The 21,326-nt window shown below is 42.2% G+C and carries 23 protein-coding genes; 14 read left to right on the plus strand and 9 right to left on the minus strand.

Annotation, left to right across the window (positions count from 1 at the left end):
- Positions 1-105 precede the first annotated feature (105 nt).
- The gene (locus ACM0OR_RS15180) at positions 106-669 is read right to left on the minus strand and encodes a glutathione S-transferase family protein (RefSeq protein WP_414577118.1); all 564 of its coding nucleotides are present in this window, start codon (positions 667-669) and stop codon (positions 106-108) included.
- A 12-nt stretch (positions 670-681) separates the two neighbouring features.
- A complete protein-coding gene (locus ACM0OR_RS15185) occupies positions 682-1,143 on the minus strand; it encodes a hypothetical protein (RefSeq protein ID WP_414577120.1) in 462 nt (153 codons plus the stop codon).
- 348 nt (positions 1,144-1,491) lie between these two features.
- On the opposite strand from ACM0OR_RS15185, the gene ACM0OR_RS15190 reads away from it, so the two are divergent.
- Complete coding sequence (locus tag ACM0OR_RS15190) at positions 1,492-2,193, plus strand: tetratricopeptide repeat protein (protein ID WP_414577121.1); 702 nt, start codon at positions 1,492-1,494, stop codon at positions 2,191-2,193.
- Positions 2,194-2,392: 199 nt separating this feature from the next.
- On the opposite strand, the gene ACM0OR_RS15195 is transcribed toward ACM0OR_RS15190, so the two are convergent.
- Positions 2,393-3,094, minus strand: coding sequence for a cytochrome b/b6 domain-containing protein (locus ACM0OR_RS15195; RefSeq protein WP_414577123.1), 702 nt, complete (start codon positions 3,092-3,094; stop codon positions 2,393-2,395).
- A 58-nt stretch (positions 3,095-3,152) separates the two neighbouring features.
- Between ACM0OR_RS15195 and ACM0OR_RS15200 the strand changes: the two genes are divergently transcribed.
- Together ACM0OR_RS15200 and trpD are read left to right on the plus strand one after the other, a co-directional pair.
- The gene (locus tag ACM0OR_RS15200) at positions 3,153-4,040 is read left to right on the plus strand and encodes a DNA adenine methylase (RefSeq protein ID WP_414577125.1); all 888 of its coding nucleotides are present in this window, start codon (positions 3,153-3,155) and stop codon (positions 4,038-4,040) included.
- Between the two features lie 80 nt (positions 4,041-4,120).
- On the plus strand, positions 4,121-5,191 hold the full coding sequence (gene trpD, locus ACM0OR_RS15205; protein ID WP_414577127.1) for an anthranilate phosphoribosyltransferase: 1,071 nt from the start codon (positions 4,121-4,123) through the stop codon (positions 5,189-5,191).
- Here trpD and ACM0OR_RS15210 read toward each other — a convergent pair.
- Positions 5,121-6,203, minus strand: a complete 1,083-nt coding sequence (locus ACM0OR_RS15210; protein ID WP_414577129.1) for a TIGR02281 family clan AA aspartic protease — start codon at positions 6,201-6,203, stop codon at positions 5,121-5,123. The two genes, trpD and ACM0OR_RS15210, sit on opposite strands and share 71 nt — an antisense overlap.
- Before the next feature lie 316 nt (positions 6,204-6,519).
- Here ACM0OR_RS15210 and carA point away from each other — a divergent pair, with 316 nt between their 5' ends.
- From carA to ACM0OR_RS15235, 5 genes are all read left to right on the plus strand, one after another.
- Entirely contained in the window at positions 6,520-7,686 is a 1,167-nt protein-coding gene (gene carA, locus ACM0OR_RS15215) for a glutamine-hydrolyzing carbamoyl-phosphate synthase small subunit (RefSeq protein WP_190697506.1), read from the plus strand.
- Between the two features lie 163 nt (positions 7,687-7,849).
- Positions 7,850-8,221 (plus strand): STAS domain-containing protein, encoded by a 372-nt coding sequence (locus ACM0OR_RS15220; RefSeq protein ID WP_190697503.1) that lies wholly within the window; start codon positions 7,850-7,852, stop codon positions 8,219-8,221.
- A 524-nt stretch (positions 8,222-8,745) separates the two neighbouring features.
- Entirely contained in the window at positions 8,746-9,225 is a 480-nt protein-coding gene (locus ACM0OR_RS15225) for a Mini-ribonuclease 3 (protein WP_323265975.1), read from the plus strand.
- Between the two features lie 98 nt (positions 9,226-9,323).
- Positions 9,324-10,283, plus strand: a complete 960-nt coding sequence (gene rlmB / locus ACM0OR_RS15230) for a 23S rRNA (guanosine(2251)-2'-O)-methyltransferase RlmB (RefSeq protein WP_190697128.1) — start codon at positions 9,324-9,326, stop codon at positions 10,281-10,283.
- 97 nt (positions 10,284-10,380) lie between these two features.
- Positions 10,381-10,683: a DUF1816 domain-containing protein gene (locus ACM0OR_RS15235; protein WP_190697125.1), complete on the plus strand. Its 303-nt coding sequence runs from the start codon at positions 10,381-10,383 to the stop codon at positions 10,681-10,683.
- Between the two features lie 689 nt (positions 10,684-11,372).
- On the opposite strand, the gene petG is transcribed toward ACM0OR_RS15235, so the two are convergent.
- Positions 11,373-11,486, minus strand: coding sequence for a cytochrome b6-f complex subunit V (petG, locus tag ACM0OR_RS15240; RefSeq protein ID WP_010995538.1), 114 nt, complete (start codon positions 11,484-11,486; stop codon positions 11,373-11,375).
- A gap of 210 nt (positions 11,487-11,696) precedes the next feature.
- Here petG and ACM0OR_RS15245 point away from each other — a divergent pair, with 210 nt between their 5' ends.
- Both ACM0OR_RS15245 and ACM0OR_RS15250 read left to right on the plus strand, forming a co-directional pair.
- Entirely contained in the window at positions 11,697-12,071 is a 375-nt protein-coding gene (locus ACM0OR_RS15245) for a c-type cytochrome (protein WP_190697123.1), read from the plus strand.
- A 238-nt stretch (positions 12,072-12,309) separates the two neighbouring features.
- Positions 12,310-13,038, plus strand: coding sequence for a peptidylprolyl isomerase (locus ACM0OR_RS15250; protein WP_190697121.1), 729 nt, complete (start codon positions 12,310-12,312; stop codon positions 13,036-13,038).
- A gap of 55 nt (positions 13,039-13,093) precedes the next feature.
- On the opposite strand, the gene ACM0OR_RS15255 is transcribed toward ACM0OR_RS15250, so the two are convergent.
- Positions 13,094-14,821: an ABC transporter ATP-binding protein gene (locus ACM0OR_RS15255; protein WP_414577132.1), complete on the minus strand. Its 1,728-nt coding sequence runs from the start codon at positions 14,819-14,821 to the stop codon at positions 13,094-13,096.
- A gap of 244 nt (positions 14,822-15,065) precedes the next feature.
- On the opposite strand from ACM0OR_RS15255, the gene ACM0OR_RS15260 reads away from it, so the two are divergent.
- On the plus strand, positions 15,066-16,007 hold the full coding sequence (locus tag ACM0OR_RS15260) for a LysR family transcriptional regulator (protein WP_323265978.1): 942 nt from the start codon (positions 15,066-15,068) through the stop codon (positions 16,005-16,007).
- 84 nt (positions 16,008-16,091) lie between these two features.
- The gene (locus ACM0OR_RS15265; RefSeq protein WP_414577133.1) at positions 16,092-17,135 is read left to right on the plus strand and encodes an anthranilate phosphoribosyltransferase family protein; all 1,044 of its coding nucleotides are present in this window, start codon (positions 16,092-16,094) and stop codon (positions 17,133-17,135) included.
- Between the two features lie 127 nt (positions 17,136-17,262).
- On the opposite strand, the gene ACM0OR_RS15270 is transcribed toward ACM0OR_RS15265, so the two are convergent.
- Positions 17,263-18,165, minus strand: coding sequence for an alpha/beta fold hydrolase (locus ACM0OR_RS15270; RefSeq protein WP_190697114.1), 903 nt, complete (start codon positions 18,163-18,165; stop codon positions 17,263-17,265).
- A gap of 26 nt (positions 18,166-18,191) precedes the next feature.
- Positions 18,192-18,320: a hypothetical protein gene (locus ACM0OR_RS15275; protein ID WP_414577136.1), complete on the minus strand. Its 129-nt coding sequence runs from the start codon at positions 18,318-18,320 to the stop codon at positions 18,192-18,194.
- A 434-nt stretch (positions 18,321-18,754) separates the two neighbouring features.
- On the opposite strand from ACM0OR_RS15275, the gene ACM0OR_RS15280 reads away from it, so the two are divergent.
- Both ACM0OR_RS15280 and ACM0OR_RS15285 read left to right on the plus strand, forming a co-directional pair.
- Positions 18,755-19,357, plus strand: coding sequence for a hypothetical protein (locus ACM0OR_RS15280; RefSeq protein WP_190697500.1), 603 nt, complete (start codon positions 18,755-18,757; stop codon positions 19,355-19,357).
- A 275-nt stretch (positions 19,358-19,632) separates the two neighbouring features.
- Positions 19,633-20,394, plus strand: coding sequence for an armadillo-type fold-containing protein (locus ACM0OR_RS15285; RefSeq protein WP_190697108.1), 762 nt, complete (start codon positions 19,633-19,635; stop codon positions 20,392-20,394).
- A 103-nt stretch (positions 20,395-20,497) separates the two neighbouring features.
- On the opposite strand, the gene ftsE is transcribed toward ACM0OR_RS15285, so the two are convergent.
- Entirely contained in the window at positions 20,498-21,253 is a 756-nt protein-coding gene (ftsE, locus tag ACM0OR_RS15290; protein WP_323265981.1) for a cell division ATP-binding protein FtsE, read from the minus strand.
- Positions 21,254-21,326: the final 73 nt, after the last annotated feature.

Genomic DNA, 21,326 nt, shown 5'->3' on the forward strand with positions numbered 1-21,326 from the left:
GCAAGCGGGGTGGGGTTCTTCATTTGTCCTGAGCCATCAAGCACACACGAATTACGTAAAGCCTGCGGCATAGCTGCGCTTAGAGCGAAGCGAGGGGGAGCATCGTTACGAATTACTCCTCGTGGCGATCGCTTTTTGATATGCTGGCCTTTCTATCATGCGCTGGATATATTGCTCAACTGCTGGGTAAGCACTCAAATCCAGCTTCAGCATTATGGGAATGTAAGCCAAGAGAGACCCCACCGCGACATCAGCAACGCTGAATTCCTCTCCTAGTAAAAAAGGTTGTCGGGCAAAAATTTCATTCAAGGGATTCAACAACCGGGGTGTTTCCCGTTCCCGATTGGCTTCGAGAAAAATACCATTCCCCAAAGTAGCATTTGCAAATAGTACCCATTGATTAATGATCGCCTGCTCCTGTGGCGAAACTGGGTGTTTGCCATACTTATCGGCCAGATAAAGTAAAATTGCCCCGGATTCCCATAGCACAAAGTCTCCATCTACTATGGCTGGTACTTTGCCGATGGGGTTAATTTTCAAGAATTCAGGCTGGAGATGTTCTCCCGCCTGCATATCTAGCATGACAAACTCGTAGGGAACTTCTAGTTCCTCTAAATACCATTGCACGATCGTAGCCCGACTACGCGCACCGCCATACAGTTTCAACATAGCTACCTGAGACTAAAGAACTTTGTGAGTGTGAGAATGCTGTTTCACATTATCTTCTTTTGTTACTAATCTAGCGGCGTTTAGTATGCGCTTACGATCTACGGAATATTGAAAATCAGCGTAGGTTGAACCTACGGGGATCAAAGCTTGTGCGCTTTCACGCCGCTTGTAAGTGCGAGCTGCTGCAAATACCCGTGACACAAATTCATCTGCAAATTGAGCCGAATCAGGAAACCCTGTGGGGAAAGTTGGCTGTTCATCGTTTACGACTGCACCGACATTGGTTGCACAAGCTAATTTATAGGACGTGGGAATACCTTTGAAAATTGCTTCTAAAGCTGCTGAAGGGATGGGTTCTAGGACTTCGACTTCATGAACTTCTCCATCTTCTTTGATGAAGCAGGTTGCTAGACCAATCACAACATAATCATCAGCCGCTAAATCAGGTGCATTTTGGTAAGTCATTGTTGTCATGAGAAATAGGACTGGGGACTGGGGACTGGGGACTGGGGACTAGGAAAAAAATTTTACCTTGTCTGCCTTTGGCATTTTACCAATTTGTCTCTCTAACTCCTGGAATGTTCGTAGAGATTAATATTTGATGCTTCGTTTCAGGAATTTAACCTGGGGAAGAAGTATCTGTAACTAGGTTAGAGCATTAATTGTCTGTATGAAGTGTGTTTTTTACTGGTTGCAGTTCCTGAAATGTGATTTGGTCATTGTAAATAAGTAATTATAGACACCTGCACAAGTGACACACAATCACCGCGACCGCAACAGTAACAATTCCAACTTGATTTCAAGGAGCATTTAGGCAAAAACATGAATATTCAACCATTTCTAGCTGCTGGAGAACAGCAAAATAACTGTTATCATTCTGTTGTTAATAATACATTTCCTGATCAAGAAAACGGGGCTAATGGTGACAGTTACTTACGTTCTTGCGCTTTGAGTGCAGCTCAACAGGGGAATTATACTGAAGCGATCGCTCTTTTAACCGAATTAATTAAACGCCATCCACACAATGCTGTGGATTACAACAACCGGGGGTTAATTTACTTCCAAAGTGGAGAACTGCACAAAGCACTCCGCGACTACAACAAAGCACTGCAATTAAATCCTCATTTGGCTAGTGCTTACAATAATCGCGCCAATTATTATGCTGCTTGTGGGGAATTAATGGCTGCACTGGCTGACTATGATTGCGCCATTGATTTTCATCCAGGCCATGTAAGAGCCTGGATTAACCGTGGGATTACTTTACGCGATTTGGGACAATACGACCAGGCAATTGAGAATTTTGATAATGCGTTGCTATTTGGTCAGCTAGAAGGCCATATTTGGGCTGAAAGGGCTAGAACTTATCATATTTGGGGTGATTGGAATTGTGCGATCGCTGACTACCGTCGCGCCCTGACTCAATTACCTGTCCTGGCGAATAAAAAAGATGTTCCTGGCTATCGTTTGCGATTACAAATAGAAAATTGGCTTAGTGAATTATTGCCCGCACATCCTATGAAATAAGTAAAAATCTTATAGATAAAGGTTTTTACTTTTGCCCTTTGAGACTATGTAAAATTAAAAATCTCAAATTAAATATCATTATTTATGTATATTTACTTTTTTTGATTCAATCACCAAAAACTGCAAATCCTCCTGTACTTTTCTATAAATTAACTTTTCATAAACTCTCTGCGCCACTCTGAGTTTAAAAATATTATGTTCAACCACCAGCAAGTAAAGGTAAAATAACCGCCGCAATCATTCCCCCTAAAACCATTACCTCTACAACCCTCAAAAGTAAATTATTCTGTATCCCCAAATTAGCCGAGAAATTACCCCACCAACTACGCAAACTATTCAACCAATGAATAGGGGTATCTTCTGCGCGTACCTTCAACAAAAACATTGAGATTAATAAAGGTAAACCACCCACTTTACTAGACATCAAAACATGAATAGCTAAACAGCAAAGCATCACAACCCAAGCAATCAAATGCAGATAATACCAACTGTGATTTAACTCTCCGGTAGGCAGCCATTCTCCCTTCATCATTCTGCCAGAAATTAAAGCAAAAACAGAGGCTATCAACATCAAAGTATTAGTAATTCTCTGCAAACTTACCCACCAAATCGGTCTACCTATCTGAGTTAAGTTTTGTAAGGAATCTTGTTGTAATAGTCGTTTATTTCCCGCATGAAAACTATAGAGGGCGATCGCCGGGAAAACCACCAAGAAAAAAACTGCAAATGTACCGTGAATATCTATAATGGCATCGATGCGAGGAATGAGGATTTTACCAAATCTGCCATCGAAGGTATTGTAAACCAGAAATCCTGTAATCATGGCAGCGATCGCTAAAATGCCACTTACACCATGCAGGATACGTAACAACAAAGGTTGGTAGGGAGCAGAACGAGACATATAAAGTATTTAAACACCAATAAAATTAATATACATTTATTTGAATATTTGTAAATATATGCTTAAAAGCCCTCTCCGATATCCTGGCGGTAAATCAAAAGCCATCAATCAGATAATTGAATACCTACCAGAAAGTTTTGCTGAATTTCGAGAACCATTTATAGGCGGTGGTTCAGTCTTTATTTACTTAAAACAAAAGTTGCCTCATCTGAAGTTTTGGATTAATGATTTAAATCAAGAATTATTCCTATTCTGGAAAATTGCTCAATCTGATATATCTCGATTAGTTGCAGAAGTGCATCAAATTAAAGATAAATATACAGATGGTAAATTATTATTTACAGAATTAACGAGTGTTGATGTTAATAGTTTATCTGATTTAGAAAGAGCCGTCCGCTTTTTCGTACTCAATAGAATTACCTTCTCAGGAACTGTAGAATCAGGGGGATTTTCTCAAGAAGCTTTTCATAAAAGGTTTACTTATTCTTCTATAGAACGTTTAGGAAAATTAGCAAGTATTTTAACCCCAGATATTAAAATTACTAATTTGGATTACAGCAAATTAATAAATGCAGAGAATGAAAATGTATTTTTATTTTTAGATCCGCCATATTTTAGTGCTACCAAATCTAAACTATATGGCAAAGATGGTGATTTACATACATCTTTTGACCATCACAGATTTGCTGAAATTTTACAACCATGTCCCCATAAATGGTTAATCACTTATGATGATTCACCACAAATTAGAGATAACTTTAAATATGCCCATATTTACGAATGGGAATTACAATATGGTATGAATAACTATAAGCAAGGGCGAGCAGCCAAGGGCAAAGAGCTATTCATTAATAACTATGAAATTAAACTCAATAGTGAGAAAAGCGTCAATAAAAATAGCATTAACAAATCAGCTTTACAATTACAATTTGATATTTTGACTTAACTTTGATCTCGGCCAATTTTTCGGTAGGATAACTGCCATACACAATTGATGTAATTATCCCTAACAGTTATTAATTTAATATGACAACTTCTGCTAACGCCTCCCCGGAATCCTCAACCAGCTGGTATCTTCTCCTGCAACAGTTAATTGATGGTCAATCCCTCAGTCGTACCCAAGCTGCCGAATTAATGCAAGGTTGGCTGACTCAAGCAGTCCCCCCAGAATTATCTGGCGCAATCTTAACAGCACTCAACTTTAAAGGTGTTTGTGCCGACGAGTTAACAGGTATGGCGGAAGTCTTACAATCTCAATCGAAAATGGGGACTGGGAAAACTTCCCCCACACTCAGCACTATTATCGATACTTGTGGTACTGGTGGAGATGGTTCTTCAACTTTCAATATTTCGACAGCCGTGGCTTTTGTCGTGGCTGCTTATGGTGTACCTGTCGCCAAGCATGGTAATCGTTCTGCATCGAGTTTGACAGGTAGTGCTGATGTCTTAGAAGCTTTAGGTGTGAATTTAGGTGCTGATAGCGAAAAAGTCCAAGCGGCACTCCCAGAAATCGGGATCACTTTCTTGTTTGCCCCCGGTTGGCATCCCGCACTCAAAGCAGTGGCACAATTGCGCCGGACTTTAAGAATCCGCACGGTGTTTAATTTGCTAGGCCCTTTGGTAAACCCTCTGCGTCCGACTGGGCAAGTCGTAGGGTTATTTACACCCAAACTTCTAGAAACTGTTGCCCAAGCTTTACACAATTTGGGTAAAGAAAAGGCGATTGTCCTCCACGGAAGAGAAAGACTTGATGAGGCTGGGTTAGGTGATTTAACAGATTTGGCGGTGTTATCTGATGGTGAAGTCAAGTTGACTACAGTCAACCCCCAAGAGGTAGGTGTCACACCAGCACCGATTACAGCCCTCAAAGGTGGCGATGTCCAAGAAAACGCTGTGATTTTAAAGGCGGTGCTACAGGGGAAAGGAACTCAAGCACAACAAGATGCTGTAGCCCTCAATGCTTCATTAGCACTACAAGTAGCCGGTGCGATCCCATTGATGGATCATGCCCAAGGTGTAACAGTGGCTAAGGAGATTCTACAGACTGGTATTGCGTGGGCAAAGTTGGCACAGTTAGTTGAATTCCTACAGAATTAGCATCTGAGTGCGATTGTGGGCGGAACTCTACCACGTTGCGTTTAATGGTGACATCATAATTACCAAAAAAGTCGTGTCCCAGTAACCCTGTTTCCAGTTCTGTCCCAGCGATCGCCACAGGAACGCGATTCACTCTCACACCCGCCAAAGTCATCGAATCCAGATAACCAATCGCAAATTCCACAGCCTTAGAACTAGCGGTGTTAGCTTTAGCTTTCCCCACCGCCACAACTCCCAAAGCACGCGCCATTTCTTGGGTAATCACAGTTCCACTTGCGCCTGTATCAACAATCATGTCAAATTGCTGTTGACCATTAAAAGTCACACTCACTACAGGCGTACCCCCAACCCGCCGTCTAATGGGGGCAGAATATACTTTTTCTGGGGAAATAGCGGCTGATAACGGAAAATTCCTTGGTTCTGGTGGTAGTTCTGTCGTTCCGGGGGGAGGAACAGGAATAGTAAATCGGGATGATGTTGAAGTCTCAGGTGGGGGCGAGGACGGACGAGAAACAGCCACCTTTTGCTTTTGAGACGCTACAGCTACCGACTTAGGCGATGGACGAACCACAGTATTAGCTTGCCTAATAGCATACTTCATGTGTCCTTCGTACTCAGAAATTTTCGTTTGCGCGATCGCAAACTCTGAGCTTGGCCGTTTGACTTTCTGCATCAAAGCGATCGCATCATGATACTGACTCGCCACCAAATACCAATCATCTGGTGATTGCGCCGATTGACTGATACTAGTCGCACCTGCTGCCTTATCTAATCCCAGTTCAAAAGGACTAGGTTCTAAGACCGATGATGGCAGGTCTATTGATGCTGGCATATTTGGTGCTGGCGTAGTTTCAACAGAAGATTGTACTACGGCTAAATCATCAGTCACTACAGACTGTTGATTGCGAAGAATACCCGTCTTTGGCTTACCTGCACTACAACCAACACTCACAACTGCGATCGCACCAGAGAGAACAATTAGGGTTGCACGAGAAAAAAAGGGCTGAAGCATAATTAATTTTGATTTTAACTGTCCCAGGACTCCTGCCACCGATTCCCATTGTAGATTTAATTTCCCAATGAAGAATTTAAAACCCAGAATTTCAGAATTATTACTTCATTTTAATTTTTAATTAATTTCCTTGGTAAGGTTCCATTCGCCAACTCATGGGATAATTAACAGTCGCAGTATTAACTAAATTGGGGACTCAAGACTGCTCACTATTAACAAGACACTAGGAAGCAGCAGAGGGGCAAAAAAGAGGAAATAGCCAATGCCCAGTTCCCAATCCCCAATTCCCAATCCCCAATCCCCCTATTTATCGCTTATGCCCCTGTCTGACGCAATACCTGCTCTACTTGTCTTAGCAGATGGAACTGCTTACCGTGGCTGGTCTTTTGGTGCGACGGCAACCACAATCGGAGAAGTCGTGTTTAACACTGGTATGACTGGATATCAAGAAGTCTTGACTGATCCCAGTTACTGCGGCCAAATTGTCGTATTCACCTATCCTGAGTTGGGCAATACTGGCGTTAATCCCGAAGACGAAGAATCGGACAAACCACAAATACGCGGTGCGATCGCCCGTAATATTTGTCATAAACCCAGCAACTGGCGATCGACACAATCCCTACCTGACTACCTCCAACAACACCACATTCCAGGTATCTACGGCCTAGATACCCGCGCCCTTACCCGCAAAATTCGGATGTATGGAGCAATGAACGGTGGGATCTCTACAGAAATTTTGGATGAAGCAGAGTTATTAGAGCAGGTACAAGCAGCTCCTAACATGGCAGGCTTAAATCTAGTTCGGCAAGTCACCACACCCCAAGTTTACGAATGGTCAGATCCCACAACCCCCGCTTGGGAATTTAAGCCAAAAACTGCGGTTAATAACCAGGAATCCTTAACGGTTGTCGCCCTAGACTTTGGCGTGAAACGCAATATTTTACGTCGTTTGGCTAGTTATGGTTGTCGAGTAATTGTTGTACCTGCCGATACACCAGCAGCAGAAATTCTCAAATACAATCCTGATGGTATCTTCCTCTCGAATGGGCCTGGTGATCCGTCAGCAGTCTCGGAAGGGATTGCTACGGCTAAAACCCTACTCGAAAGTCAAAAACCCATTTTTGGCATTTGTATGGGACACCAAATTCTCGGTCACGCCTTGGGAGCAGAAACCTTTAAGCTAAAATTCGGGCATCGGGGTTTAAATCAGCCTGCGGGATTAACACAAAGGATAGAAATTACCAGCCAAAACCACAGCTTTGCGATCGACCCAGATTCTTTACCTGAGGCAGTTGTGGAAATTAGCCACCTCAACTTAAACGATCGCACTGTCGCTGGATTACGGCACAAATCTCTACCCATTTTCTCAGTGCAGTACCACCCAGAAGCCAGTCCAGGCCCCCACGACGCTGATTACTTGTTTGAGCAGTTCGTCCAATCCATGCAAACAGCACGTCAAGCAACTACAGCCGAAGTGAGTTAAAAAAAGACTGGGGAAAAAGTTAGTTCCGAGTTCCGAGTCAAGAGTCGCAAGCGGGTAATCTTACTCATTACTCATTACTCAGCACTCACTACTCCAAAGACCTGTAGACAACAAGCCTAAAAAACATCTATACTTGAGCGTTTAGTTTAACCATGAGGAGGGAATTATTGCTGAACCACTAAATCTAACCGTCAGCCTGAGAGGTACTCGTGAAGCACGGGATAATTATCAGCTATTCCGCCTCACAGGTTTGTTAGATGCCTTTTCTGAACCGACATTTCGCAAGGTTCTTGGCAACAAAATTGAAGAAGGGCCAAAGCACATTATTCTGGATCTTTCGCAAATTGACTTTGTTGATAGTTCTGGCTTGGGTGCTTTGGTACAGCTAGCCAAGCAAGCTCAAACCGCCGAAGGAACTTTGCAAATCGTCACCAATGCCCGTGTAACTCAAACGGTCAAGCTTGTGCGCTTAGAGAAGTTTCTCTCGCTGCAAACCTCTGTTGAAGCAGCTCTAGACAACATCAAGCAGTCGTGATCGCTTGACCGAATCAAGCAATTAAGCTATTCCGAATAATGTATGGGATAGCTTAATTTTACAGGCTGGCAATAACCTCTCCCTGTGGGAGAGGGAAAAGCCACCAAATTAGGTGACAGGCTTCCGCCGTGATCATCAGCCGTTCGCGGTAGCGTCTCTGAAAGAGAACGGTGACAGGTGACAGATAAGAAAATTTAGATTTACCTCACTCTAATAAAAATTGCTATAAATAACGGAATTATTACCTTAAATATGTTTGTGCAAGTATTTGTACTTGGGATAAACAGGAGATAGGAAGCCGCAGTTATTGAATTTTGAATTGATTTTTCGCAATGCCCAATTCCCAAAGTCCAATTCTCAATCCATGCAAAATCCCAGGCAAAAAGATAAAATTAGTAAATAATTCTGATAGTGTTAATTATGCTGGGTATATAAACACAGCAAAGTTCTCAAAAAATAGAGCTATTTTTTGCAGATATTTACCATATATTTAGATATTTAGCCCGATAAGGAACAGTTAATTTGTGAAGTCAAAGGAGGAAGAGTTTTTAGATAGCAAAGATGAAGATCCCCTGACGGATACATCTTGGCATCAATTACTCTTAGCAAACACAGCGCAATTTACACAACAGATTTCTCAGGGGCAAATACAGCAAATTTCCCCCGCAGCTTTAGCATATTTGGGGGATGCAATCTACGAGCTTTATGCTAGAATGTATTACCTGCTACCACTACAAAGGCCAGAAGCTTATCATAGACTGGTAGTAGCACAGGTAAGAGCAGAAACACAGGCGCTACATTTGCGATCGCTAACTCCTTACTTGACAACATCCGAATTAGAAATAGTCCGGCGAGGCCGTAACGCCGCCACAGGACGACCTAAAAGGGTTAATCCCGAAATATATCAACAAGCAACTAGTCTAGAAACTTTAATTGGCTACTTGTATCTCACCGATTTGCCACGTTTAACCGAACTATTGCAAAAAATCCATCTAGAGAAATAAATAACCGCTTTAATCTCCATGATTGGAAAATCATTACGTAATGGTTCAGTGTATTCAGGAATCGGTATGTCTATTCATGCGTTCTATCCCAAACTCCCATGAACAATAAACCTAAAAAAATCAAAACTGCACCCGAAGCTAATCGCGGGCCAGTCCTCAAACTTAAAGGTAAGCGTGTTGTGACTAATTCGACTCGCAGTCCTAGAAAAGTAGAGAATCAGCCACATCCACGCCGTATCTTTACTCCTCCATCGGTATCTCCCAAACCAATAGAAGAAAGAGATAGCGATAACGACATGATCTATGGTCGTCATCCAGTCTTAAGTGCTTTAGAAAATCAACGGGAACTCAACCGCATTTGGGTGACTTCTCGTCTGCGTTACGATCCCCGATTTCATAATTTAATTCTCAAAGCCAAAGAAAACGGTACAGTCATTGATGAAGTAGAACCCAAGCGGCTAGATCAAATCACAGACCAAGCCAACCACCAAGGAATCGCCGCACAAATAGCTCCCTATTCATACATCGAATTACATGAATTGATAGAGCAGGCTAAGTCAGTAAATGATCCCGTTATAGTAGTAGCTGACGGCATCACCGATCCCCATAACCTGGGTGCAATTATTCGTACTGCCGAGGCTATAGGCTCTCAAGGTCTCATCATCCCTCAAAGAAGAGCATCCGGAATTACATCTACTGTAGTAAAAGTCGCAGCAGGTGCTTTAGAAAACTTCCCTGTAGCTAGAGTAATTAACCTCAGTCGCACCTTAGAAGAATTAAAAGAGGCCGGCTTTTGGATTTATGGTACTGCGGCAGATGGTAGCGAACCTCTCCACACCGTCAGCTTCCGTGGCCCTATCGTTTTAGTCGTAGGCTCGGAAGGCGAAGGTCTTAGTATGTTGACACAGCGATCGTGTGATGTGTTGGTATCAATTCCCCTGCTGGGTAAGACCCCCAGTCTAAATGCCTCTGTAGCATCAGGAATGGCACTGTATGAGATTTTTCGTCAACGTGCTGTAAATACTTTATACCTAGATAAATTACCAAAACCTCTTTGAAAATTATGCGTAAAAGAGTATAAAGAAATGTAAACAGAATAAATGACGATACCAAACATTTAACATTCAGTACCACTTTGATAAATTGGCGGCAACCATGACAACAATTTGGCATAACCTGAAAGAAACCGTAATTAATACTTACAATAGCCTTGGCTTGGCTTGGTGGGTAGAAATTGAAACTCAACATCCCCGTTGCACCTATTATTTTGGCCCTTTTCTCAATTCCACTGATGCCAAAGTAGCAACCAAAGGCTACGTAGAAGATTTAGAAGCAGAAGGAGCGCAAGGAATATTAGTAAATGTCAAGCGATGCAAGCCGGATAATTTAACTATTGCTGATGACCTGGGGGAACGCATTGACCGCAAAGTAAAGCCTGCCTTTAGCGGTCAGATTTAATTTAGGCAATAATCAAAATTCCAGACTCAATAGTCATTAGCACTTAAGCTCGACTTTATCCAAAATTAAGAACTCGGTTTTCTTTATCCGGCAAAAACCCTGGCTTTTTGGCAAATACTTTTTCCACGTCATAGATTATCGATGAAGTTAAAAAAGCAAAACTACTGTTACACAAAGGTTTTAGCGATAGCGATCACGTTGCGAAAAAAATGGATAAAGTCGAGTTAAGTAAGTCGGCATAATAAAACCAAACTGTGTGAAAAAAGTAAATAAGGCTCAAACCCTTGTTCCCCCTGCCACCTGCCTTATCCCAAAGATAATTATTTACGCCGACCTACTTAGCCTTAGCCATTAATAAAGGTAGTGGGGGTTAATTACCCTGCCTCTACAAGCAGAGAGTTTTGTGTCGGGGTCAAATCCCCGTTACAAAACGTAATTGCGAATTGCTTTAAAAAGCGGCGTGTAGTTTTCAGATGCACGCAGTTTACACAAACTTATAGATAAGGAGGATGAGGGGGATTGAGATCCGAATAACGGCTACTTTCCTCGTTTTCCTTAGGAGTACCCGCAAGGTAGGAGATTAATTAATTATGTATTTAAATTAAGATCCTCCCCTTGCTTCCTCATCCACCTTATAACCCACTCAGCACTGAATAAAACTCAGCACGGGCTACGATAACAGCACTAAATCAACCACCCAATTCATTGGGACGCTTGTATTGCTTATAGGCAGCGTAAAATAACCCAGCGAGGGTAACTACAATCAAACCAAGAACAATACCTGATAGCAAGGGTTCAACCACTTTAAGTCTCCTGTTTACGATTATTCAACATTCATTTCCCGCTTATGATTTTACCAAATTGGGGATGAATCCCGCTTTCTACAAACATTTTAGGCAATCACCAGTCAGCAAAAAAGTCTCAGATATGCTTGCAGTCAGCATCAAGAACTTTTAAGCTATGTGTAGGAAATGAAAATTTTTGAAAACAACTAGACTTTTACAGCACAACTTTTGGATAACCAGATTACCAAACCTGAAACTCTGATTCAGCAGTGCGCTTTACTGGCTCTGGCGACACTGCTAGCAGTCTTTTTGGGCATTTTTGGTGTTCAGATGCTTCAAGCCTCTGACCCATACGTCAAGAGTGTTCTGGCTTTGCAAGGAGACCAAATACAAGGACACGCTATCTTTCAAATCAATTGTGCTGGCTGTCATGGTTTAGAAGCAGATGGACGAGTAGGCCCAAGCTTGCAAGGTGTTTCTAAACACAAATCCAAGTATCGACTAATTGATCAAGTCATTAGTGGTAAAACACCACCAATGCCAAAATTTCAGCCTAATACTCAAGAAATGGCGGATCTTTTGAGTTATTTAGAAAGTTTATAATTTGGTACTCAGTCCATACTAAGCAGTAGGTGAATCATCTTCTTGATCGCCTACTGTTTTTTGTGAGAAGTTTATTTTTACTCTTCAGTTAAATTACTTATAGTATTCGAGTAAACTTTACATGAATAGTATATTTTTGCTATTAAAACCTTAAAACTGTGAAAAAGAGTCATATAGCCATCCTGTGCAGGATACTAACTCAGGATCTATCACCCTAGAGAGCCAAACCAAATAGATTATGACTGAAGTGCTTCAAATCGGCAACCGTCAAATCCAAGCTAGTGAAATTATTCCCTTACTAGCAAATTATCAACTGCTGCCACAATTACTAAGGGAATTAATTATTGATGAGGCCATAGTAGAGATAGAATGTCAGCCTGAAGAAGTAGCCCAAGCTAAACAGCGTTTTTATGCCGAAAGGCAGTTAACACAAGCAGCTGATATTCAAGCATGGATGACGCAACAAGGTTTGATTTCTGAGCAATTAGATAATATGATTTCTCGTAAATTAAAACTAGAGAAATTTAAGCAAGTTACTTGGGGTAACAAACTAGAATCTCATTTTTTCCAGTTAAAGGGAAAACTAGATAAAGTAATTTATTCCCTTCTCCGGACTCAAGATGCTGGACTAGCTCAAGAACTCTACTTTCGGATTCAAGCTAAAGAACAGTCTTTTGCAGATGTAGCACAGAAGTATTCACAAGGGCCAGAAGCTCAAACAGGTGGCTTAGTGGGGCCTGTGGAACTGAATACACTTCATCCAGCAATGGTACAAATACTTAGTAATTGTCAACCTGGTCAAATCTCATCCCCAGCCCGCATTGCAGAGTGGTTAGTAATTGTACGAGTGGAGAAGTTTATCCCAGCCCAACTAGATGATCCGATGAAGGCGCGTCTACTGAATGAATTATTTGAAGCTTGGTTGCAGGAACAGCAAAAGCAAGTTGAGGTAATTCGTAATTCGTAATTGGATGGAGGAGAAGGAAGGTAGGGTTGCAGGGGAGGAACTTTTACCCCATTGACTAATGACTAAACTGCTGAGTATAAAACCTTGCATAACGACGCTCAAGGGCTAATAATTCTTCATGAGTGCCTGACTCTACAATTTGTCCTCGTTCTAATACTAAAATACGATCGCACTTTCTGACTGTACTTAAACGGTGAGCAATAATAAATACTGTCCTTTGCTGCATGAGTCTTTCTAAGGCTTCCTGTACCAAAGCTTCTGACTCGGAATCTAAGGCTGATGTGGCCTCATCTAAAATTAAAATTTGTGGGTTTAGCAACACAGCACGGGCGATCGCAATTCTTTGTCTTTGTCCACCAGATAAATTTACACCCCTCTCACCTACCCAAGTTTGATATCCCTCTGGTAACTGGGTAATAAACTGGTGGGCGTTAGCAATTTTTGCTGCTGCTGCAACTGTTTCTAAGTCAAATGAGTCTTTTCCAAAAGCGATATTTTGAGCCACAGTCCCAGAAAACATGATTGTTTCTTGGGGAACTATGCCAATTTGTCGCCGCAAACTCTCTAAAGAGACATCCCGAATATTTACACCATCAATCAAGATTTCCCCATTTGTGGGGTCATAAAAGCGCGGGAGAAGATTAACGAAGGTGGTTTTACCAGCACCAGACGCACCTATCAGCGCGATCGCTTCCCCTGGCATTGCTAATAAACTAATATCTTTTAAGATTGATTCCCCTGGTTTATAAGCAAATGTTATGTGACGATATTCCACCTTACCCAAAACTGGCGGTAAGTTGATCGCCTTGGGCTTTTCTTTCACCGTTGGTTGCATCGCCATCAGTTCAAAGATCCTGTCTACAGAGGCTTCACCTTGCTTAAATTCGTTGTAGTTGTTGGTGACATGACCAATGGGGTCGATTAATAACCCGGCGGCGGCGAGGTAACTAAAAAACTCTGCTACCGTTAAATTTTTTTGCTGAATTTGCCACGATCCCACCAGAATTAAGGATAAAGCACTCAAGGCTTCTAAAAATCCGATGATGGGTATCTGCACAGCTTTCAGGCGTTCGGCTGAATATTTAGCTTGAAAGCTGCGTTCTGCTTCATGGCTAAATCTCGCAATTTCATAATTTTCTGCTGCAAACGCCCGAATTAGACGAATACCACTAAAAACTTCGGTGAGAATTGCTGATAAATCAGATACGCGATTTTGACTTTTAAGTGAGTATTTACGTAAGCGTTCCCCAAACCAACCAATTAACACACCCATCAATGGTGCGACTATCACTGTAGCTAAAGTGAGTTGCCAATTCAGGTAAATCATATATACCGGGATGGCTATCAACTGCAACACACAGGGGAGAAAGTCGTGAAACAGTTTATTGATGACTTCACCAATCCGGTCAATATCTTCGGTGAGGCGGTAAGATAAATCACCGGCTTTGGCAGTTTCAAAATAGCTTAAATCTAATTTTTGTAAGTGGGTGTATATCTGTTTGCGGAGATAAAAAGCGACTCTTAAAGCTGCTTTCGACATATAAATGTCTTGGACAGACTGAAAAACGCCACGAACAAGAAACACCAAGGCCAAGATTGCTGCTAATTGAGCGATCGCTATGACATTACCTTGACCAAAGGGCGTTGCTAACTTCCCCGCAAAATTAATTAGCGTCAATGTCGCCAGCACATATCCCAAAATGCCGACTAGTCCCTTAGTAATGTTCTGCCACTGGGGTCTAATATAGGGCAGCAGTTGCCAGTAATTAGAACGAGTTTTCAAGCTCTCACGTCCACAAAAATATGATCCTTTGTTAGACGCTAGCAGCTTTTGGGTAGTTTCTCAAAGTTAATTTCCTTCACTAGTGCAGGCTGGCAAAACTAAAGATATGGTTTCCTACCTAGAAAAGCAAAATTCACCGTATATAGAAAAAGACCACAAAAGCTGTATCAAAATCTACCAAATTAAAAATCAAAATCCGTTAATTTAAATAAAAGCCATAAATGTAATTCAGGCTACATATCCCATGCGACTAGAACAGTTGCAAGCGTTTCTAGCGATCGCCCAAACTGGCAGTTTCCAAAAAGCAGCCCAGAAATGTGGTGTCACCCAATCGACGATCAGTCGCCAAATTCAGTCTTTGGAGGCTGACTTAGGCGTGGAATTATTTCACAGAACCAATCAGTCCAAGCTGACTTTAGGCGGTGAACGATTGTTACCTCGCGCCCGGAAAATTTGTCAAGAATGGGAAACGGCTACTCAAGAAATCACAGATTTAGTTGCAGGAAAGCAACCGGAATTGTGTATTGCGGCGATTCATTCTGTTTGTGGTTCTTACTTACCACCGGTATTACAAAAATTTTGTCGTGATTATCCCGATGTGCAATTGCGGGTGACATCTTTGGGGAGCGATCGCGCCCTCAAAGTCCTCAAAGATGGTTTAGTAGATTTAGCGATTGTCATGAATAATCGCTTTCTTACCACCGGTAGGGAGATGGTTGTAGAAGTCCTTTATGATGAACCCATTGAACTGTTAATTGCAGCTAATCATCCCCTAGCTCAATATGAATTTGTCCCTTGGTCGGAGTTAGTGCGTTATCCCCAAGTAGTATTTAAGGATGGTTATGGGATGCAACGCCTGATCCAAGATAAATTTGAGCGACTAGAAGCCAACCTACAAGCAGCTTTAGAAGTGAATACCCTCGATGCTTTTCGGGGAGTAGTACGCCAAGGTGAATTAATAGCTTTGCTACCCACATCTGCATTAGTAGAAGCACGCCTTGACCCTACCCTAGCAGTGCGTTCTTTAGCAGCGAGTGGATCATTATCTGATAATTCTAGCTTGACTCGCCGCGTAGTCATGGTAACAACTCAAGACCGCCTGCACATTCCCCCAATCAAGCACTTTTGGCAGCTAGTCCGAGAGAATATTACCCCACAGTTTGACCAACAGCGATCAGCCTCTTAAAGTATGATTAGTCAAATGTCCACAGTCAAAAGTCCCCAGTCTTCAACTTGACTGTTGACTATTGACCATTGACTATTGACTTGTATGAGTATTTTATTCAGGGATTTGCTGAAAAAGGTAGGTAGTGGCAACCATACAGGCGAGAATCTAACTCGTGCTGAAGCAGCCACGGCTACCAAGATGATGTTATTGGGTGAAGCTACACCAGCCCAAATAGGTGCATTTTTGATTGCCCACCGCATCAAACGTCCTACAGGGGAAGAATTAGCGGGAATGTTAGATGCTTATGAGGAACTGGGGCCAAAACTGCAACCCATCAACTCTACACGTCCAGTCATAGTTTTTGGTCAGCCATATGATGGCAGAACCCGGACAGCACCCATTAGCCCCATAACTTCCCTGATACTAGCCTCAGCCGGACAACCAGTTATTATGCACGGCGGCGATCGCCTACCAACCAAATATGGATTACCCTTAGTAGATATTTGGCGAGGTTTAGGAGTCGATTGGACTGGCTTATCACTAGCAAACACCCAAGAAGTCTTAGAGAAAACAGGCATCGGGTTTGTTTATACACCACAGCATTTTCCCTTGACGAAGAGTCTTTGGGAGTACCGTGATCAACTAGGTAAACGCCCACCCTTCGCCACAATGGAACTAATTTGGTGTCCCTATGCTGGCGATGCTCATGTTATAGCGGGGTTTGTCCATCCGCCCACAGAAGCCATGTTTCAGGTAGCTTTGGGACTACGAGGGGTGACAAAGTTTACATTAGTGAAGGGATTAGAAGGGAGTAGCGATTTACCACGCGATCGCACAGCCATCATCGCTTTATCTAAATCACCCCCAGAAATAGAAAGATTGCTCCTATCTCCCCATGATTACGGCTTTACTACCAAGAATGTACCCTTAAACACTATCGAAGAATTATTAGATCAGATGCAGGAAGTGTTGACTGGAACACCCAGCGAACTAATGCAAACAGCCCTGTGGAATGGAGGATTTTATCTCTGGCGCAGTGGAATTTGTACTGATATGAAAGCAGGTATAGCCAAAGCCCAAGAATTATTAACTACTGGCACAGTCGCTAAAAAACTCCACGAACTAAGTCAAGTCGCTTCTCTATGAGACGCTACGCGTTAAGCGGAGCTATGCCGCAGGCTTTACGCTCCAATTCAAAATTCAAAACAATTAGTAGGATCTTGTAGCTTGCTTGCCGTGGGCTACTTATTACTCATTACTCATTACTCACCACTCATTCCCCATTCAGTAAACTCAAAAATCGGCGAATCAGTCCAATAGTGACGGCTGGCAATTCTAACTGTGGTGTTAACCCCACATCTTCTAAGGGTTGAAAAACTTTGATAGCTTGGGGATTTTTTTCTGCTAGGCGGCGGCCAATCTCTGGCCCGGTGAATTGAGACTTTTGACCCCAAATAATGGCGGTAGGAGTGATTAATTGTTGAATATAGAGTGATAAATCAAAACACAAATCACCCCTAACAAAAGATAATGCTGCATATTCAGCATTGTGTTGTTGAGCAGATTGGAGATAAGCTTCAACAATTTCTTCGTAGATGCGGTTAGCTTGGGCAAATTGCCGTTGTTCTAAGAAACTACGAATACCCCCACTAGTAGCAATCCCAGTGCTGTATAGTAAGCGGTCAATAAGAGGAACGCTGACGATTTGGGCGAACAAGCTGCGGGAGTAGTCTTCACCAAAGTCAGAAAGTCCCGCCGGTGTGACAAGAATTAAAGATTTAAATAGATTCGGATGGGTAATCGCCACTCGGATTGTAAACGCTGCTGTTAACGAAGAAGCGATCGCCCTGACTGGAGTTGTACAAGTCTGCTCCAAAAACTCGCGAATAGTCGTTAAATAATCATCAATCGTGTAATTTCTCGCTGGATGTTCAGATCGACCCCAACCTATCAAATCAGGGACAATAATCCGGTATTCAGCAGCAAATGCCGGATAAACTTTTGACCACTCATAGGCAGAAGACCCACCACCAAATCCGTGTAGAAAAACTAACGTTTCTCGTTCTGTTGCGGCGGTTGTATTGTCTTGCCAAAGTGAACCATTAGCGGTGTAGTACACCATTTTACCCAGCGACGTAATTATTGAGCGTTGTTCAAATCCTTGTGGTTGAATCATAGTTTTGGGTAGTCATTAGTTATTAGTCATGAGTCATGAGTCATTGCACTTCTCTGCATTCTCTCCGTTCTCTCCGAGAGGCTACGCCAACGCGGAGCGTGTCGTAGACAGAGGCTACGCGAACGACTAGGCGCAGTAGGTTCGGCATTGGGCATTTCATTTTCCCTCCTGCTCTCCCTGCTTTCCTGTCACCTGTCACCTGTCGCCTGTCACCTGTCCCCTGTCCCCTGTCCCCTATTATCCTTGAACCAACAATCTGGAAACCTCTGGCCTGCGTCAGATTAAGTAGATGTAAAATCACTAGGTTACTTGTAAAGATTCAGTAATTTTTTTTTTCTGTATAAAAGCAGATTTTGCTTATAACTACTATATAGCCAGGTTTCATTAGATTTTATTTTGGTAGCTAGTATCACTTAGACAATACTTTGGGATAAGTTTTTTGTGATAGTCTACAGAAAACTTACGGATAGTTTTGTACTTCTTACTATAGTCAAAACGTTCGCCAAGGGTGGCTATACATCATCACCATCAAGATTAAGAGAAATATCTGTTGGTGTATTTACTTACTTATTTAGTGTTTCTCTGGTTAATGGTAAGGTGGGGTATTGTGGGCAAGCAGGCGACTCTTCAATCAGATCAAGTACCAAGATTTGAAAATCCTACATTTGCACTTGATAAATTGGGTGTGCAGAATCAAATTATAGCTTCAGCTAGGCGTGGACAACTAGAAGAAGTAACTGATAGTATTCCGCTTGATGTACCTACGTGTATATCTCTCAATTTAGAAGATTTAAAATGCTTTGAAGTTGTAGAGCATCAGTATGAGCAATGGGGTGTAATTTTTCAAAATTCCCTAGCCATACAACCATCAAATCCAGCCTTCCCAACGAAGTCAGGGGTAACAGTATTGATGGGTTCACCCAAAAGTGGATTTTTAGAAGCCAGTTTCCTTCGTCCTGTAAACTGGGTAAGTACGTGTGTAACTAGCTCACAGCGATTAGTGCTTTCTGCCTATAATTGCGATCGCCAACTATTATGCCAAACTATCTTACCAGGGGCGAATCTAGCCAATTCTGATTCATCCTTATCTCCCAATCTATTATTATCTGTCGCCGCCAAAAACATTCACGCCATTACCTTCTGCGCCTTTGATGGTCAATTCACCATCGATGAGTTCCGTTTTTGTGTTTAAAAAGAACGAATTCAACGGATACTTATGTGTTGGGCTATTATTTAGTATTTTTTCTGCCCGCGAAATTTAAAAAAATCAGTAATAAAACCTGATTTTGCTACTTCAGCCTAGATATGCTTGTAGAGTAATATGGATATTCCATTTATATTACTGAGTAGTAGGAAAGTGGCAAGTGTGAAATATGCTGAAATTTCAGTTTTCAATTACAGTCTAACTTTCCCATACCTAGTGGAATCAATCTATATAGATATTTTGTAAGTAGGTAGGTAAACACTGTGGCAAAGGCTGTATCTTCTTGGCAGCAATTAATCAACCAGAGACCCGACTGGCTGCTTCCAGAGTTTAAAACCAAAGCCACCAAGCAACGAACTATTCAGCGTTTTTCAGAGCCAGGAGCAATTCTAGGCTTGCTAACGTTACTTGTTGGTATGCTGTTGTGGAACTGGAAATTATTATTGGCACTGCTAGTTGGTATTAGTGTCATGTTAGTGGTCTACTCAATGCAAAAGTGGGATTGGCAACTGCATTGGGGAGAAATTAAAAAGTTTTTCAACAGTCCAAACCGTCAATTAGTTTTGGCAGTCAGCAGTGGTGGTATTGCTACTCTCAGTACATATATGGCGGCAGCAATTTGGGCTGACTCCAGTAGTCCTTGGATAGCTGTTGGGGCTATTGTCCAAGGGTTGGGAACTTTATTAACTTTAATTTTATTAGTCTGGCAAATTGTCAACTTTTACAGCCATCGTGAAGAAGATAGCTTTGAGAATTTGTTGCTAAATCTCACTCAACAAGACCCCATTCAGCGTTTAATTGCTATCCGTCGGTTAACTAAGATAGTCAACCGTCAGCAAAATGATCCGGCATTACAGCAAGACGTTCTGCGATGTTTATATCTCCTCTTGAGTCGAGAGGAAGAAACCGCAATTCGAGAAGCAGCCTTTGAGAGTATACAAACTTTGGAGCGATCGCAGTTACCATCCACTCCTTTACCTCTCATCCCTCTAGCAACCAAAATCAAGGCACGTGTTTCCATGTAGGGGTGTAGGTGACAGGTGATAGGTGACAGGTGACAGGTGACAGGTGACAGGTGATAGGTGACAGGTGATAGGTGACAGGTGACAAGGAAGCAATACCCACTTCCTACTCCCTTTTCACTACTGATTGGCGATGTAGTTTACCATTACGAACTTGTAGCACGGGTTTATTACACCGACGTACTAGCTGTTCATCATGGGTAGTAACAATAACTGTAGCCCCAAAAGAATTTAATTTTTGCAGAATTTGCATCACCTGCCAGGAGTTATCAGGATCAAGATTACCTGTGGGTTCATCAGCCAAAATTAGAGGCGGTGTACCCACAATTGCCCTTGCAATACTGACTCGCTGTTGTTCTCCGCCCGAAAGTTGATGAGGAAAACAATCGGCTTTAGAAATTAACCCCACCAGTTTCAATGTTGGTTCTAAACGCCTTTGAATTTCTTTGCGGGTATAGCCTTGGGCTTGTAATACAAAAGTTACATTCTCCGCCACTGTGCGCTGGGGAATTAGTTTATAGTCTTGAAACACAATCCCAATGCGTCTCCGTAATAATGATAAGCGATCGCCCCGCAAAGCTGAGACATTGCATTCACTGACAATTACTTCTCCCTGTGTAGGTAATTCCTCACCATACAGCAGCTTTAACAGTGTGGACTTACCAGAACCACTAGGCCCTGTAATAAACAGGAATTCTTTCTGTTTGACCTCTAAGTTGACATCTAACAAAGCATGACAGCCATTAGTATAAGTTTTCGTAACGGCGCATAGTTGCACCATATTACCAGCAGCACCACCGTGCTGTTGCTTTTCACTATCCTTCTGTTGTTCAGTTGTGACTGGATTGGTTAATACGGGCATTGCTAAAAAAGGGGAATTGGGAATTGGGAATTGGGAATTGGGAATTGGGAATTGGGAATTGGGAATTGGGAAT

This window comes from Anabaena sp. CCY 9402-a, from assembly GCF_963920945.1.
GTDB classification, from domain to species: Bacteria; Cyanobacteriota; Cyanobacteriia; order Cyanobacteriales; family Nostocaceae; genus Trichormus; species Trichormus minutissimus.

What these genes read in the sequence shown, in the direction of transcription:
- ACM0OR_RS15275 (WP_414577136.1), bottom strand. Translation starts at nt 18,320, where the DNA reads ATGCCCAATGCCGAACCTACTGCGCCTAGTCGTTCGCGTAGCCTCTGT.
- ACM0OR_RS15270 (WP_190697114.1), bottom strand. Translation starts at nt 18,165, where the DNA reads ATGATTCAACCACAAGGATTTGAACAACGCTCAATAATTACGTCGCTG.
- ACM0OR_RS15235 (WP_190697125.1), top strand. Translation starts at nt 10,381, where the DNA reads ATGACAACAATTTGGCATAACCTGAAAGAAACCGTAATTAATACTTAC.
- rlmB (WP_190697128.1), top strand. Translation starts at nt 9,324, where the DNA reads ATGAACAATAAACCTAAAAAAATCAAAACTGCACCCGAAGCTAATCGC.
- carA (WP_190697506.1), top strand. Translation starts at nt 6,520, where the DNA reads ATGCCCCTGTCTGACGCAATACCTGCTCTACTTGTCTTAGCAGATGGA.
- ACM0OR_RS15185 (WP_414577120.1), bottom strand. Translation starts at nt 1,143, where the DNA reads ATGACAACAATGACTTACCAAAATGCACCTGATTTAGCGGCTGATGAT.
- ACM0OR_RS15190 (WP_414577121.1), top strand. Translation starts at nt 1,492, where the DNA reads ATGAATATTCAACCATTTCTAGCTGCTGGAGAACAGCAAAATAACTGT.
- ACM0OR_RS15280 (WP_190697500.1), top strand. Translation starts at nt 18,755, where the DNA reads ATGGTAAGGTGGGGTATTGTGGGCAAGCAGGCGACTCTTCAATCAGAT.
- ACM0OR_RS15210 (WP_414577129.1), bottom strand. Translation starts at nt 6,203, where the DNA reads ATGCTTCAGCCCTTTTTTTCTCGTGCAACCCTAATTGTTCTCTCTGGT.
- ACM0OR_RS15250 (WP_190697121.1), top strand. Translation starts at nt 12,310, where the DNA reads ATGACTGAAGTGCTTCAAATCGGCAACCGTCAAATCCAAGCTAGTGAA.
- ACM0OR_RS15265 (WP_414577133.1), top strand. Translation starts at nt 16,092, where the DNA reads ATGAGTATTTTATTCAGGGATTTGCTGAAAAAGGTAGGTAGTGGCAAC.
- ACM0OR_RS15195 (WP_414577123.1), bottom strand. Translation starts at nt 3,094, where the DNA reads ATGTCTCGTTCTGCTCCCTACCAACCTTTGTTGTTACGTATCCTGCAT.
- ftsE (WP_323265981.1), bottom strand. Translation starts at nt 21,253, where the DNA reads ATGCCCGTATTAACCAATCCAGTCACAACTGAACAACAGAAGGATAGT.
- ACM0OR_RS15180 (WP_414577118.1), bottom strand. Translation starts at nt 669, where the DNA reads ATGTTGAAACTGTATGGCGGTGCGCGTAGTCGGGCTACGATCGTGCAA.
- trpD (WP_414577127.1), top strand. Translation starts at nt 4,121, where the DNA reads ATGACAACTTCTGCTAACGCCTCCCCGGAATCCTCAACCAGCTGGTAT.
- ACM0OR_RS15260 (WP_323265978.1), top strand. Translation starts at nt 15,066, where the DNA reads ATGCGACTAGAACAGTTGCAAGCGTTTCTAGCGATCGCCCAAACTGGC.
- ACM0OR_RS15200 (WP_414577125.1), top strand. Translation starts at nt 3,153, where the DNA reads ATGCTTAAAAGCCCTCTCCGATATCCTGGCGGTAAATCAAAAGCCATC.